The 14,658-nt window shown below is 62.2% G+C and carries 16 protein-coding genes; 10 read left to right on the forward strand and 6 right to left on the reverse strand.

Annotation, left to right across the window (positions count from 1 at the left end; translation table 11 throughout):
* Positions 1-79 precede the first annotated feature (79 nt).
* Together GYK42_RS12155 and GYK42_RS12160 are read left to right on the forward strand one after the other, a co-directional pair.
* A complete protein-coding gene (locus GYK42_RS12155; RefSeq protein WP_240943562.1) occupies positions 80-1,927 on the forward strand; it encodes a CHASE domain-containing protein in 1,848 nt (615 codons plus the stop codon).
* 187 nt (positions 1,928-2,114) lie between these two features.
* A complete protein-coding gene (locus GYK42_RS12160) occupies positions 2,115-2,828 on the forward strand; it encodes a glycine-rich domain-containing protein (RefSeq protein WP_099410537.1) in 714 nt (237 codons plus the stop codon).
* A gap of 87 nt (positions 2,829-2,915) precedes the next feature.
* Here GYK42_RS12160 and GYK42_RS12165 read toward each other — a convergent pair whose 3' ends face one another.
* The 4 genes from GYK42_RS12165 to GYK42_RS12180 form a co-directional block, all read right to left on the reverse strand.
* Positions 2,916-3,155 carry a hypothetical protein gene (locus GYK42_RS12165; protein WP_029496207.1) on the reverse strand — a complete coding sequence of 80 codons (240 nt, stop codon included), beginning with the start codon at positions 3,153-3,155 and terminating at the stop codon, positions 2,916-2,918.
* A 242-nt stretch (positions 3,156-3,397) separates the two neighbouring features.
* On the reverse strand, positions 3,398-3,667 hold the full coding sequence (locus GYK42_RS12170; protein WP_166447499.1) for a hypothetical protein: 270 nt from the start codon (positions 3,665-3,667) through the stop codon (positions 3,398-3,400).
* A gap of 187 nt (positions 3,668-3,854) precedes the next feature.
* Positions 3,855-4,115, reverse strand: a complete 261-nt coding sequence (locus tag GYK42_RS12175; protein WP_046685342.1) for a hypothetical protein — start codon at positions 4,113-4,115, stop codon at positions 3,855-3,857.
* An 83-nt stretch (positions 4,116-4,198) separates the two neighbouring features.
* Positions 4,199-5,116 (reverse strand): SDR family oxidoreductase, encoded by a 918-nt coding sequence (locus GYK42_RS12180; protein WP_166447703.1) that lies wholly within the window; start codon positions 5,114-5,116, stop codon positions 4,199-4,201.
* A 12-nt stretch (positions 5,117-5,128) separates the two neighbouring features.
* On the opposite strand from GYK42_RS12180, the gene GYK42_RS12185 reads away from it, so the two are divergent.
* The 5 genes from GYK42_RS12185 (at position 5,129) to GYK42_RS12205 (ending at position 9,983) form a co-directional block, all read left to right on the forward strand.
* The gene (locus GYK42_RS12185) at positions 5,129-6,154 is read left to right on the forward strand and encodes a CDP-6-deoxy-delta-3,4-glucoseen reductase (RefSeq protein ID WP_166447704.1); all 1,026 of its coding nucleotides are present in this window, start codon (positions 5,129-5,131) and stop codon (positions 6,152-6,154) included.
* A gap of 80 nt (positions 6,155-6,234) precedes the next feature.
* A complete protein-coding gene (locus GYK42_RS12190) occupies positions 6,235-7,485 on the forward strand; it encodes an MFS transporter (RefSeq protein ID WP_058050631.1) in 1,251 nt (416 codons plus the stop codon).
* Positions 7,486-7,525: 40 nt separating this feature from the next.
* On the forward strand, positions 7,526-8,191 hold the full coding sequence (locus GYK42_RS12195; protein WP_166447705.1) for a DUF1345 domain-containing protein: 666 nt from the start codon (positions 7,526-7,528) through the stop codon (positions 8,189-8,191).
* Positions 8,192-8,378: 187 nt separating this feature from the next.
* Positions 8,379-8,756, forward strand: a complete 378-nt coding sequence (locus tag GYK42_RS12200; RefSeq protein WP_166447706.1) for an HPF/RaiA family ribosome-associated protein — start codon at positions 8,379-8,381, stop codon at positions 8,754-8,756.
* A 261-nt stretch (positions 8,757-9,017) separates the two neighbouring features.
* The gene (locus GYK42_RS12205; RefSeq protein ID WP_166447707.1) at positions 9,018-9,983 is read left to right on the forward strand and encodes a diguanylate cyclase; all 966 of its coding nucleotides are present in this window, start codon (positions 9,018-9,020) and stop codon (positions 9,981-9,983) included.
* A 1-nt stretch (position 9,984) separates the two neighbouring features.
* Here the strand turns inward: GYK42_RS12205 and GYK42_RS12210 are convergent, their stop codons facing one another.
* Complete coding sequence (locus tag GYK42_RS12210; protein ID WP_346768084.1) at positions 9,985-10,599, reverse strand: DUF5610 domain-containing protein; 615 nt, start codon at positions 10,597-10,599, stop codon at positions 9,985-9,987.
* Between the two features lie 156 nt (positions 10,600-10,755).
* On the opposite strand from GYK42_RS12210, the gene sbcB reads away from it, so the two are divergent.
* Complete coding sequence (gene sbcB / locus GYK42_RS12215) at positions 10,756-12,204, forward strand: exodeoxyribonuclease I (protein ID WP_166447709.1); 1,449 nt, start codon at positions 10,756-10,758, stop codon at positions 12,202-12,204.
* A gap of 111 nt (positions 12,205-12,315) precedes the next feature.
* On the opposite strand, the gene pyrF is transcribed toward sbcB, so the two are convergent.
* Positions 12,316-13,140 (reverse strand): orotidine-5'-phosphate decarboxylase, encoded by an 825-nt coding sequence (pyrF, locus tag GYK42_RS12220; RefSeq protein WP_166447710.1) that lies wholly within the window; start codon positions 13,138-13,140, stop codon positions 12,316-12,318.
* A gap of 157 nt (positions 13,141-13,297) precedes the next feature.
* Between pyrF and GYK42_RS12225 the strand changes: the two genes are divergently transcribed.
* The gene (locus GYK42_RS12225) at positions 13,298-13,912 is read left to right on the forward strand and encodes a LemA family protein (RefSeq protein WP_034759964.1); all 615 of its coding nucleotides are present in this window, start codon (positions 13,298-13,300) and stop codon (positions 13,910-13,912) included.
* A gap of 1 nt (position 13,913) precedes the next feature.
* On the forward strand, positions 13,914-14,658 hold a 745-nt coding region (locus GYK42_RS12230; RefSeq protein ID WP_166447711.1), incomplete at its 3' end, for a TPM domain-containing protein.

The following is a 14,658-nucleotide window of genomic DNA, read 5'->3' on the forward strand; positions in this document are numbered from 1 at the left end:
GCAATTTGCAATTTCAATAGCGCTTGTACAACACAGTCGCCCAGGCGGCACTCGATTCCTCTTCCTGATGCGGATGGCGATGTCTTCTACTGCCGGCGAACACCCCTTATCTGCTGAAAAAAGACCGCTGTGGCTGCTCGGCTTTGTGATGTCGACGATGGTGGGCCTGCTGTTTTACATGGCCGCCTCGCTGTCGATCGAAAACGATGCCAGCGAGCTGTTCGACAATCTGGCCCGCAATACCCAGAAAAACATCGAATCGCGCGTCAAATCGTATGCCAACCTGCTGCGCGGCACGGCCAGCCTGTTCCACGCCAACGACCACGTGAGCCGCGAGCAATTCCACCGCTACGTGAAAAACATCGCCCTGCAACAGAACTACCCGGGGGTGATGAACCTCAATTACAGCCAGGAACTCGACGAGTCGCAGCGCGCCGCCTTCGAAGCGGCCATGCAGCGCGGCTATCCGCCGGGGCGCGACGGCTATCCGGCGTTTGCCATCCATCCGCCCGCCCCGCGCGAGCGCTACTCCGTGCTGGTGTACATCGAGCCGATTGCCAGCGCCCCGGAAAAATATGGCTATGACATCGCTTCGCGCCCCCTGATCGCCGAAGCGCTGGCGCTGTCGCGCGATTCCGGCCACATCAGCAATTCTGGCGTGCCCGTGCCGATGGAAGGCCGTCCCCAATTGACGGGCATGGCCATGCGCCTGCCCGTGTACCGCTACGGCATGCCGGTCGATACGGTGGAGCAGCGGCGCGCGGCTTACCAGGGGTCCGTCGGCATCGGCTACGACCTGGTGACGATGATGCGCAGCGCGCTGGCCGACATGCCGGTGCGCAACGTCCGCCTGACCCTGTTCGATATCGGCCCGCAGGCGCGCGCACCGCTGCAACTGCCGCACGATATGCGCCCCATTTTCGACAGCACGACGGCGGGCATGCATGCGCCTTGGTGGCTGCCCGGCAACTCGGGACGCTACCTGAGCAGCACGATGCTGATCGAACACAACAGCCGCGTGTGGCAAGCGCTGTTCAGCGTGCGCAAGAGCGACCTGTATACGCGCTTCGACGCCTTTTTGCCATGGCTGGCCCTGCTGATCGGCTTTGCCAGCACCATGCTGCTGTATATGCTGTTCCACACCCTGGCGTCGTCGCGCCGGCGCGCCATCCAGATGGCCAATGGCATGACGGAGGAATTACGCGCCAGCCAGATCCGTCTGCAGCTGTCGCACCAAAAACTGCGCCGCCTGGCGGCCCATGCCGACCAGATCAAGGAAGAAGAGCGCAAGCGCATCGCGCGCGAAATCCACGACGACCTGGGACAGAACCTGCTGGTCTTGCGCATCGACGCCGACATGCTGGCCTCGCGCACGCATCGCCGCCACCCGCGCCTGAACGCCCGCGCCCGCTCGACCCTGGAGCAGATCGACGCCACCATCAAGAGCGTGCGGCAGATCATCAACGACTTGCGCCCTACCGTACTGGACCTGGGCGTGAATGCGGCCGTCGAATGGCAGGTGGCGCAATTTCGCCAGCGCACGGGCATCGCCTGCGAAGTGAGCGAAAGCCATGACGACATTTGCCTCAGCGATCAATGCGCGACGGCCCTGTTTCGCATCCTGCAAGAGTCGCTCAGCAATATTTCCCAGCATGCGAATGCCAGCCGCGTGCAAGTCAAGCTGGAAAAGTGCCGCGATACGGTGTCGATGAGCATCAGCGACAACGGCGTAGGCGCGGCCATCGACGGGCGCAACAAGCTGGGCTCGTTTGGCCTGGTGGGCATCGAGGAGCGCATAAAATTGCTGGGCGGCACTTTTTACATCGAAAGCAGCCCCGGCGCCGGCATGAGCGTGCACGTCAGCGTGCCGCTGGGCGCGGACGCCACCGCGTTTCCCTACCAGGAAGAAAGCCGGGTCAGCAGTTGACAGGCGTACGCACGCATGAAGCAAGCTCAGCTTGCATATTTCGTAATTAGATGCAATATTGATGTAGAACAACTCAGCGCCCGCCCGCCATGGGCCAGGCATTCCTCGACCACTTGCCAGGAGTACGCACCCGCCGCTTTCCCTTGTTTCACCGTATTTCCCACAACGCTCTTACCAAAGGACATTCATGGATACGAACGACAGTTTCAAGGCAATTGCCGATTTGAATTTGGACGCGATCAAGGTCAAGCTGATGCACCGCGAGTCAGGCGAGGGATGGAGCCTGGAGAAGGCGAATGCGGTGGAATTCGAATACCGCCGCTTCCTGATCCTGATGAAACAGTTTCCGGAAGAAGAAACGGCGCCGCTGATGGACGTCGATACCTTCTGGCACTACCACATCCTCGACACCCTGAAATATGCGGCCGATTGCGAACAGGTGTTCGGCTACTTCCTCCATCATTTCCCATACATCGGCTTGCGCGGCGAAGACGACGAAGCGGCGCACCATCGCGTGGGCGAGCGCATGAAGCAGCTGTATGAACAAACGTTCGGGGAAGATTATATTCGCGCAGAAACGGCGTATTCGGGGCGCGCCGTACAGGCGGCGTATTCGGGACGGGCTGTGCAGGCTGCGTATTCAGGACGGGCTGTGCAAACAGCATTTTCCAGTGCGGCGGTACAGGCAACGGCCTACTCGGGCCGGGCCGTGCAAACGGCGTTTTCCAGCGCGGCGGTGCAGGCGACGGCGTATTCGGGCCGCGCAACCGGGGCTGCCAGCACCGCATTTTCCAGCGCGCCCGCCTCACTGGCTGCAGCGGTGGTCAAGTCGTCTTCGACTGGCCTGGAAATGGGGCGTTTCTATGTCGATCGTCCGGTACTGAACCGCGACCCGCAATAGAAAAGCGGAAAACAGATGTGGCTGCCGCACGCGGCAAGCCTGACTTACCCAGACGGCACCTCTCAGTTTGCCGTCTGTCAGGCGCTCTTAGGCAGCCATCAACTCGCGCAGTTCACGAATGCTGAAATCGCTGATTTCATGCATGCGGATGAGGATCGTGGCGCCGATCGGCAAGGTGTTGTGACGAATCTTGCTGATAACAGGTGGCGCCACTTCCAGAGCTCGCGACAAGGCGGCATCGTTTTTCAGTTGCAGCTTGTCGATGATCGCATCGAGGACGCGATTCGGGTTGTACGTAGGCAAAGAGGTAATTTGTTTGAGAGACATGATCAAAAATCCGTACTTGTTGTATTAGAGCGAAAAGAAACCGAATGCCTCTTTCACAATAATTCAGGGTAAACACACTAAAAAGCGCCATCACTTATGCGGCTTTTACGCCGCAAACAATATAATACACGCTATTGTTGATTTTTGCGTAACTTAAAGCAAAATTGTGATAATTGAAGAGAATTGACGCACTTGGAATGTGCTAGAGGATAACTCAAATCGGAAAAATTTGCTGCACGTCATCAATTTTTACGATGGGCAACACCGCTATGCATGAGCCAGGCTATGGCCATGAGGGTGCCCAGGCGGGCCATTTCAGCGGATAGATGCCAGCCTTGCGCGGCCACGCCGGCCGGGGAGGCAAGCGGGCAAGTGCATGGGAAATCGTCGACGCGGCACCAGGCCAGTTGCCGGCGAATTTCATCGGGCGGCGGCGGCGGCTGCAGCGCACGTTCGCGGCGGCGCATATAGGCGCGCACCTGCTCCTTGCTGGGGTGATTCGTAGCTCGCATGGCTCGCTCCTGCTGACGGGAAACAACGTCACGCTAGTTGTAGATGCAGAGCCCGTCACAAGAGCCCAGACGCGTGACGACATTGCTCACCATATCGCCAGCGCGCCGTGACGCGTTTGCGCTGCATCAAATGGCACGGCCCCGGTGTTGCGCCGAAGCCCGTACTGCCCCACGGCCTGCTTCCGTCTTATTTCTTTTGCTGGCGCACGCGCTGTTGCTGCTTTTCCTGCGTTTGCTGGCGGTTCTGCTTGCGCTCGAACAGGGCGACCGCATCCTTCTTGGCTTGCTCGACGGTGCGCATTTCTTCATGCGCATCGTGCGGGACGAAAAATTCGGCGTCCTGCGCCGCCACGACCAGCTTGATGGCGGCCTCGTCGTCGAGGTCGTACAGTTCCGTCAGGACGGTGGTGACCTCGTCCAGGTATGCTTCGTAAGTGAGGGTGCTCATGCTGTATTCCTTAAGTGAGTGGCGCAGCGCGGGAACGGCGCGCTGCGCGCCGGCCCAGCAAAGTGCGCAGATAACCGGCCATTTTACCCGATGCCGGCCCCGCCGGCTGCCATCGCCTGCAAGGCATCGGCCACGCGCGCGTAGCGCAGGCGCACGCCCAGCTCGCACTTGATGCGGGTATTGTGCAGCCGGCGCGATTCGGACATGAACGACAGCAGCATCGGCGTGACCACTTGCCGCAGTTCGGCACGCGGCAGGCGCGGCGGGCGCGGCAGGCCGAACGTGTCGGCCACGGCATCGAAATACTCGGCCATTTTGAGTTCGCTGTCATCGCTGGCGTGATACACGCGTCCCGGCTTGCCCCGCCACAAGGCCCGTTCGATGATGCGCGCCAGGTCGTCGGCATGAATATGATTGGTGTACACATCGTCATCCGCGGCCAGGGCCGGCGTGCCTTCGCGCAAGCGCTTCAACGGCAGACGGTTGTCCGCATAAATGCCGGGCACGCGCAGGATGGCCACCTTGGCGCCGCAGCGCGCGCCCCAGCCGCGCAGAACCTGTTCGGCGTCCACGCGCCGCTTCGCCCGCGCATTCGCCGGCGCCGTCGGCCGCGTTTCATCGACCCGGGCGCCAGCGCAATCGCCATATACGCCGCTGGTGCTCACATACACCATGCGTGCATGCTCGGGTAAAATGGCGGCCAGATTGCGCGTGCGCCGGTCCAGCAAGCCCGACGACAGGGGCGGCGCCAGGTGCACGACCCTCGACGCCAGTCCCGCCAGCCGTTTCAGGCTGGCGCGGTCGTCGAGGTTGGCCACGATGGGCACGGCGCCGGCTTCCCGCAACTGCGCGCAGCGCGCCGGCTGGCTGGTGACGGCAAAGACGCGAAAGCGCGTGCGCAGCAGGGGCAGCAGCCGCATGCCGACGTCGCCGCAACCGAGGATCAGCAAGCGCGGCAAGCCTGACGGCTTGCGCAAAGAGTGCATTAACATATTTTTCATCTCAAGGATTGTATGACTTTTCAAGTTACTGTTCAGCCCAGCGGCCACCAGTTCAGCTGCGAAGCGGACGAAACCGTGCTGGCGGCGGCGATACGCGCCGGCGTGGGCTTGCCGTATGGCTGTAAAAATGGCGCCTGCGGTTCCTGCAAGGGCAAAGTGGTTTCCGGTACCGTCCAGCACAAGGCGCACCAGCAGCGCGCCCTGACGCCGGAAGAGGCAGCGGCCGGCTTTTCCCTGTTCTGCTGCGCCACCACGAACGCCGACCTCGTCATCGAAGCGCGCGAAGTGGCGGGCAGCAGCGACTACCCGATCAAGAAAATGCCGTCGCGCGTGACCACCATCGAGAAAGTCGCCCCCGACGTCGTCGTGCTGACCCTGCAGTTGCCAGCCAGCGAGCGCCTCAACTACCGCGCCGGACAGTATATCGAAATCTTGTTGCGCGACAACAAGCGCCGCAGCTACAGCATGGCCAGCGCGCCCGCCGACGGCGGCCCCGTGACCCTGCACATCCGCCACCTGCCGGGCGGCCTGTTCACGGACCAGGTATTTGGCACCATGAAAGAGCGCGACATCCTGCGCTTCGAAGGCCCGATGGGCACCTTCTTCCTGCGCGAAGATTCCGACAAGCCCGTGGTGCTGCTGGCCTCGGGCACGGGCTTTGCCCCGCTGAAAGCCATCGTCGAGCACATGATCAACGAGCGCTCCACGCGCCCGATCACCCTGTACTGGGGCGGCCGCCGTCCGCACGACCTGTACATGGATGCGCTGTGCCGCCAGTGGGCCGCCGACTTGCCGCAGTTCACCTATGTGCCCGTCGTCTCGGACGCCCTGCCGGAAGACGGCTGGAGCGGCCGCACGGGCTTCGTGCACCAGGCCGTCATCGCCGATATTCCGGATATGTCCGCGTATCAGGTGTATGCCTGCGGCGCGCCCGTGATGGTCGATTCGGCTCACCGCGATTTCGTGCAGCTGTGCCAGCTTCCAGCCGACGAGTTTTACGCGGACGCCTTCACCACGGAAGCCGACCTGGCCAAGTAAGCATCCAGACAGCGGGATGCTGCAGGTGCGGCATCCGCTGCCGCCACCCGCCTCATCCCGCCGCTCCCTGGAAAGTGTTCATGTCTTTCGCCATCCTGCGTCACCGCAACTTCGCTTTTTACCTTTCCGCCCGCGTGCTGGGCACAGTGGCCGTGCAGATGCAAAGCGTGGCCATCGGCTGGCAGGTGTACCAGATCACGGGCAGCCTGTTCGACCTGGGCCTGATCGGCCTGGCGCAATTCGCCCCCTTCCTCGTCTTGATTTTGCCGGCCGGCCACGTGGCCGACCGCTACAACCGCCGCAACATCATCGCCTGGTGCCTGGCGGCGCAGCTCGCTTGCGCGCTGGCCCTGCTGGCCTTTACGCTCAGCGGACTTGCCATCGTCTGGCCCGTGTTTGCCGTGCTGGTGCTGTTCGGCAGCGCGCGCGCCTTCATGATGCCGGCCACGCAAGCCGTGCTGGTCAACATGGTGCCCACGCAACACTTCAGCCGTGCCGTCGCGCTCAGCTCGTCGAGTTCGCACGTGGCCATCATCCTGGGGCCCACCTTGGGCGGCTTGCTGTATTACTTCGGCCCCAAGGTGGTGTATTTGATCTCGTCCGCGCTGCTGGTCGTGTCCGTCCTGCTGATGCGCGCCACCACGCCCGCGCCGCAAGTGGTCAAGCGCGAACCCGTCAGCTGGCATACCCTGCTCGAAGGCTTGCGCTTCGTCTGGTCGAAACCCATCGTGCTGGGCGCCATTTCGCTCGACCTGTTTGCCGTCCTGTTCGGCGGCGCCACGGCCCTGCTGCCGGCGCTCGCGCACGACGTGCTGCATATCGGCCCCAGCGGCCTGGGCTTGCTGCGCACGGCGCCCGGGGCCGGCGCGGCCCTGTGCTCGATTGCGCTGGCCATCTTCCCCATCACGCGCCGCGTGGGCGCGTGGATGTTCGGCGGCGTGGCCGTCTTCGGCCTGGGCACCTTGGTGCTGGGCAGCACCAGCTATTTCCCGCTGGCGCTGGCGGCGCTGTTCCTGATGGGCGCCGGCGACATGGTCAGCGTCTACATCCGCCACCTGCTGGTGCAGTTCGAGACGCCCGACGAGATCCGCGGCCGGGTCAGCGCCGTGAACGCCGTCTTCATCGGCGCCTCGAACGAGCTGGGTGAATTCGAATCGGGCTTGACGGCCGGCTGGTTCGGCCTGGTGCGCGCCGTGCTCTTCGGCGGCGCCGCCACCCTGGCCGTGACGGGCATCTGGGCCGTGCTGTTCCCCGTGCTGTCGCGCATGGACCGCTTCCCCCACCACGAGAAGGAAACGGCGGCGAAGGCAGCCACCACGGCGGCAACTTAAGCGCTAAGATGCGCTATCCCAACTGATGCATCCTGGCACCATGAAAATCACGCTTCCATTCCGCAGCTTCATCCGCAGCCGCCCCCACCTGAGCATGGCCACGGTCATCGGCGTGGTGGTCGGCCTGCTGCTGCCTTCGTCCTGGCAACAGATGACGCGTTTGCTCACGGCATGGAACGTGGCCGTCTGGTTCTACCTGGCAACGATGGCCTGGATGATGATGCGCGCCAACCATCACAAAGTAAAAGCCATGGCGGCGCGCCAGGACGAGCGGGCGGCCACGGTGCTGTCGGCCCTGTCCGTCGCATCCGTGATGAGCCTGGTGGCCATCGTCTCGCAGCTGTCCTCGATGAAGGACATGGCGCCGGACGAGCGCGCGCTGCATTACGGCCTGACGATACTCACCCTGGTCGGTTCCTGGTTCCTCGTCGGCACCCTGTTCTGCTTCCACTACGCCCACCTGTATTACCAGGCCGATCCCGCGCTGCGCCCGCTGAAGTTTCCCGACGACGAGCAAAATCCCGATTACTGGGATTTTCTGTATTTCGCCATCACCATCGCCGTGGCCGTGCAAACGTCGGACGTTTCCGTGCAGACGCGCATGATGCGGCAGATCGTGCTGGGACAATCCGTGCTGAGCTTTTTCTTCAACTTGGTCGTGCTGGGACTGTCGATCAATATCGCCGCCGGTCTCATCAATGGCTGAAAAATAATTTCGTATTGGAAACTTGACCTGGCTGAAGGGTTAAGCTCATCTTAATCGTGCGCACCCTCTTGAAATACTGGAAAGAGGAGTAAGATAAGTTCCATGCACAGAGGTCATGTGCATGGGGCAGCAACCAGGCCGCAGCACGCCTGAGATGGGTTTTTTTTGAATTGACAGGAGTAAGCATATGCAAATCAATATTCATACCGACAGCACCATCGCCAACACCGCTGGACTGAACGAACATGTGCAATCCGTACTTGAAAGCGCACTGAACCGCTTCCGCGACAACCTGACCCGCATCGAAGTCCACATCAGCGACACGAATGGCCCGAAAGGCGGCGCCGACGATATTCGCTGCGTCATGGAAGCACGGGTTGCTGGCTATCAACCGATCGCCGTGACCGAACAGAACGCCACCGTGCATCAATCCGTCGCCGGCGCCACCGACAAACTGAAACGCGCCATCGATAGCGCCCTGGGCCGCCTGCACGACAGCAAGCGCCACGCCACCGGCAAAAATGCCGTGATCGATACGGCCGAAGCGGAAGAAACCGCCGAGTAATTCCCCACCTGCAGGATTTCCAGAGACTGAGGCAGCCGTTCAAGGCTGCCTTTGCACATCTGGACCCGCCTTCCTGCGCGACAATATCAATAGTAAAACAGCAAGCATTCCAGCGTATTAACACGACAATGAAATAATTGTCGTATTTCTCACAGTAAGTGACATCAAGCAAGCCTTTGCCGTTACAGCCAAGGCCGCTTTACGCTATCATGAAGCTACCGGCCCTCTGCTCGCGCGCGCCGGCTTTTTGAAAGTGTGATTGTGGAACAGATCGGCAACTTTGGCGCTTCAGGCTGCAACATCGGCGATTTACAGCTATTTCGCGATGGAGCGGATAGCCAGACGGCCGCCATGCTGGCGCCCTGCCCCGTCATGCGCCTCGAAGCGGGCGAAGCGATTGCCGACACACAAGGCACCAGCCTGTACATCGTCCTGCGCGGTTCGCTGGCCGTGGCCGCCGACATCCACACGGGCATGGACGACGGCACCGTCAGCAAGGTCTTGCCCGGCGAAAGCGTGGGCGAACAATCGGTGCTCGATGAAGCGAGCAACCTGGCCGCTATTTCCGCCCTGGAAGAAACCGATTTGCTGGTGATCGACGCGGCCGTCGTCTGGGAATTGATCGAGCAATCGAACGGCCTCGCGCGCAACCTGTTGCGGCTGCTGTCCTTCCGCATCCGCGCCGCGAACGCCCTGCTGCGCCGGCGCCAGAAACTGGGCGAGTTCTACCGCCAGCTGTCGATGGTCGACAGCCTGACGGGTTTGTACAACCGCGCCTGGCTCACCGACTTGCTGCCAAACATGATCGTCACGGCCCATGCCAGCGCCTCGCCGCTGTCGCTGGTGATGATCGACCTCGACCATTTCAAGCGTTTCAACGACACGCATGGCCACCAGGCGGGTGACCAGGCGCTGCGCATCGCCGCGCAAGTGCTGGGCGCGGCCCTGCGGCCGACGGATTTTGCCGTGCGTTATGGTGGCGAGGAAATGATGGTGATCTTGCCCGATACGAGCGAGCACGTGGCCCTGCGGGTGGCCGAACGCTTGTGCGAGCGCATGCAGCAAGCCGTCATCTTCGCCGACATGCGCAGCGCGCTGCCGCACATCACGGGCTCCTTCGGCGTGGCCAGCCTGGCGGCCGAACAGGATGACGAAGCGCTGATCGCGGCGGCCGACGCGGCTTTGTATCGCGCGAAGGCCGGCGGCCGCAACCGGGTCATGCTGTAGCTCAGGCAGCCTTGCTGTCGGCCGGCTTGGCGGCGTCATCCTTCTTGCTGCTGTGCGCGGCGATGAAATCCGCATAGCCCTTCTGCACCAGCTCGTACGTCTTGTCGATATTGCCGGCGATATCGCCTTTCAACACTTTCAAGCCGCCCAGAATGTCGCGCGCTTCCTTGAAGCCTTTTTCCATGCCGCCGCTGATGGTGTCCATGAACTTGGTCAGGGCCGTATCATCATCCAGGTCGGGATTCTGTTTCTTGAAGGCATCAAAAAAACCCGTCGACAGCGATACAATGCGGCTCGCCGTCGCTTCGGCGCTATTGTCCTGCGAAGCGGCGTTCTGGATCGCATCCTCGCCGTACTGGCCCTTCAGCGCTTCATTGATGTTGGTGATGGCCGTCTTGTACAGCAGCGCCAGCGGCTCGTTCTCGGAACCGATCGACACGTTCAGCGAGGCCTGCATGATGGAGGCGTTAAATTGCAGCTTGGTACGGTCGTTGACGCTCATTTCAGCGTTGACGCCGTCCTTTTGCTGGACTTTATCGTCCTTGCCAGCAACGCCCGTACTGACGGAAGTCACGGAAGGGTTGGAATTGCCGCTTGCGGCGATGGGAATTGACACGATAGACCTCCTTGAACGGGCAATGTATGCCACCATGCGGGAAACGCGATGATGACCATCCTCTCGTGTAGTATCGGCAGGTTTTCAGAAAACTGTAGCAGCGGCGCTCTTTTACCGGCCCGGATAACCAATCAAGTAACCAAGTAATGACCATCAATGACTAACCAGACCTTTCTTTGGCACGATTACGAAACCTTTGGCGCCCAGCCGCGCCGCGACCGCCCGGCCCAGTTCGCCGCCATCCGCACGGATGCCGAACTCAACGAGATCGGTGAGCCGATCATGCTGTATTGCCAGCCTGCCAATGATTTCCTGCCCGACCCGCAATCGTGCCTGATCACCGGCATCACGCCGCAGCAGTGTCTGCAACTGGGCGTGCCCGAGCACCAGTTCGCCGCCACCATCGAAGCGGCCTTTTCGGAGCCGGGCACCATCGGCGTGGGCTACAACACCATCCGTTTCGACGATGAAGTCACGCGCTTCCTGTTCTGGCGCAACCTGATCGACCCGTATGCGCGCGAATGGAAAAACCATTGCGGCCGCTGGGATATCCTCGACGTGGTGCGCATGACGCACGCGCTGCGCCCGGAAGGCATTCAATGGCCGAAGCGCGACGATGGTCAGACCAGTTTTAGACTGGAACACCTGAGCAAGGCCAATGGCCTCATCCACGAAGCGGCCCACGATGCGCTGTCCGACGTGCGCGCCACCATCGCCCTGGCCCGCCTGATCAAGCAGAAACAGCCGAAACTGTTCGAATTCTGCCTGGCCCTGCACAAAAAGGACCGGGTCGCCAGCGAAATGGGCATGCACCTGGCCGCCGGCGAGCGCCAGCCTTTCCTGCACGTGTCGGGCATGTTCCCCGCCGAACGGGGTTGCGTGGGCGTCGTCTGGCCGCTGGCCACGCACCCGAGCAACAAGAACGAGATCCTCGTCTGGGATTGCGCCTACGACCCGCGCGAACTGTTCGAACTGGACGCCGACACCATCCGCACGCGGCTGTTCACGCGCAAGGACGCCATGCCCGAAGGCATGACGCGCCTGCCCGTGAAGAGCGTGCACCTGAACAAGTCGCCCATGTTGGTCGGCAACCTGAAAACCCTGTCGCCGGCCATGGCGGCGCAATGGGGCATCGACGTGGACGCGGCGAAGGTCAACGCGCAATTCGCCGCCACGGCGCCAAACATGGATGCGATCTGGGCCGAAGTGTTCCAGCGCCCGGGCGCGAATGCCGCGCTGGACGTGGATGAGGATTTGTACAACGGTTTCGTCAGCAACGATGACCGCCGCCTGCTCGAATCCTTGCGCCGCGAAACGCCGGCCAAGCTGGCCACGGCCCGCCCCTCGTTTGCCGACGAGCGCCTGCAGGAACTGCTGTTCCGCTACCGCGCCCGCAATTTCCCGCAAACGCTGAGCGAAGCGGAAAGCCTGCGCTGGGAACAACACCGGGCCGCCCGCCTGTTCGACGGCGACGGCGGCGCCCGCACCATCGAAATGCTGTTTACGGAGATCGACGTACTGTCGGAATCCGTGGATGAGCGGGGAGAGGAAATTCTGGGAGAACTCTACGATTACGCGGAGATGGTGGCGCCAATGCGCGACTGAAGGACCAGGCCGGGTAGGTCGGATTAGCGGGGCAAGGCCCCGCGTAATCCGACAACATTGTTGACCCGAGCGTGGTGGTGTCGGATTACGCGGCGTCGCCGCTAATCCGACCTACGTTGCGCGGTGTTGATTGATCGCATCGCGCGTTTCGATCGCCACGCGGCGCGCGGCGTCGGCCCAGTCTTCGCCATCCTGCGGCTTGGCGTAGATGATGGCCCGCGACGAGCTGATCATCATGCCCATGCCGTTCGCCGTCTGGCCCGCGCCAACTGTCGCCGCGATGTCGCCGCCCTGGGCGCCGATGCCTGGCACCAGCAGCGGCATGTCCCCGACGATGGCACGCACTTGCGCCAGCTCTTCAGGGAAAGTGGCGCCGACGACGAGCGCGCACTGGCCATTCTTGTTCCATTTGTCGGCCACCAGGCGTGCCACGCGCTGGTACAGCGGTTCGCCGTCCGTATTCAGGAATTGCAGGTCCGAGCCGCCCGGGTTCGAGGTGCGGCACAGGATGATCACGCCGCGGTCTTTCCACGCCAGGTAGGGGTCGAGCGAATCCTCGCCCATGTAGGGGTTCACGGTGACGGCGTCGGCGCCGTAGCGCTCGAACGCTTCGCGCGCGTATTGCGTGGCGGTCGCGCCGATGTCGCCCCGTTTTGCGTCGAGGATCAGCGGGATGTGCGGGTAGTTTTCACGCACGTAGCGGCAGATGTCTTCCAGCTGCTTTTCCGCGCCCAGCGCGGCAAAATAGGCGATCTGCGGCTTGAAGGCGCAGGCCAGGTCGGCAGTGGCGTCGATGATGCGCGTGCAAAAGGTGGTGATTCCATCAGGCAAGTCGCGCAGTTCGGCCGGCAGTTTCACCAGGTCCGGGTCCAGGCCCACGCACAGCAGGGAATTATTGGCCGTCCACGCGGCGGATAATTTATTGATGAAATTCACGGCACACCTTCTCTATATTCAGTTGCAAACCCCGTATTGTAACGCGGCGCAGGCCAGTGAAGGCAGGCTGAGGCGGCTACCGGCGCTTATTAAACCGACATGGCGGGCCGTTTCAGGTATATTTGCCCCACCTCCTTTACTCTGCACGGAACCCATCATGCAAATCACCAATCAATTCACCAAATGGCTGCGCCTGGCCCTGAGCGTTACCGTCCTGGCCGGCATCCTGACGGGCTGCGGCTATAACGACTTCCAGAGCAAGGACGAAGCCACCAAGGCCGCCTGGGGCGAAGTGGTCAACCAGTACCAGCGCCGCGCCGACCTGATCCCCAACCTGGTCAACACCGTCAAGGGCTATGCCACGCACGAGCGCGAAACACTGGAAGCGGTGACCAAGGCGCGCGCCGCCGCCACCAGTTTTCAGATCACGCCCGAAGTGCTGAACGACCCGGCCGCGTTCGAGAAATTCCAGCAAGTGCAGGGGCAGCTGTCGTCGGCCCTGTCGCGCCTGATGGTGGTGTCCGAGAAATATCCTGACCTGAAAGCCGATACCAGCTTCCGCGATTTGCAGTCGCAGCTGGAAGGCACGGAAAACCGCATCACGGTGGCGCGCCAGCGCTACATCGTTGCCGTGCAGGATTACAACGTGCATGCGCGCAGCTTCCCGAACAACCTGACGGCCATGGTCTTCGGCTACAAGGTCAAGCCATCGTTCACGGTGGAAAACGAAAAAGCCATCTCGACCGCACCGACCGTCAACTTTGGCAAATAAGATGAAAGCCTGGTCTTATCTGGCGGCGCTGGCGACGGCGCTGCTGCTGTGGACGATGGCGCCGGCCGGCGCGCAGGGCTTGCAGCCCGTGCCGCCGCTGGCGGCGCGCGTGACGGACAACGCCAGCATGCTCGACGCCAAGCAAAAGGCGGCGCTGGAAGGCGTGCTGGCCGACTACGAAGCCAAGACGGGCAGCCAGATCGCCGTGCTGCTGGTCAAGAGCACGGAACCGGAAGCCATCGAGCAATACAGCATCCGCGTGGCGGATGCCTGGAAGCTGGGCCGCAAGGGCGTCGATGACGGCGTGCTGCTGATGGTGGCGAAAGACAACCCATCGTCGTTGCGTCGCCTGCGCATCGAGGCTGGCCGCGGCGTACAGGGCGTGCTGACGGATGCGCAATCGAAACGCATCCTGCAAGACGTGATCGCCCCCCATTTCAAGCAGAACGACTATTACGGCGGTCTGGTGGCCGGCGTAGGATCGATTGCCACCCTGCTGAACCAGGAGCAATTCCCCGCCCCGGCCCAGCAGAAAGCGCCGGCCACGGTGGACGCGGGCGGCATGACCTTCTGGCTGCCGCTGCTGTTCTTCGGCTTCCTCGTCGTGCTGACCCTGTTCCGCTCGCGCGGCGGGCCAACTCGGCTGCAGCGGGGCAGCAACTGGTCCAGCGGCGCCACCGGTGTCGTGCTGGGCAGCATTCTCAGCCAGGCGCTGAACAACCGCGGCGGCGGGGGCGGCTTCGGCG

The sequence above is a fragment of the Janthinobacterium lividum genome (assembly GCF_011601275.1).
Classification (GTDB): Bacteria; Pseudomonadota; Gammaproteobacteria; order Burkholderiales; family Burkholderiaceae_D; genus Janthinobacterium; species Janthinobacterium lividum_E.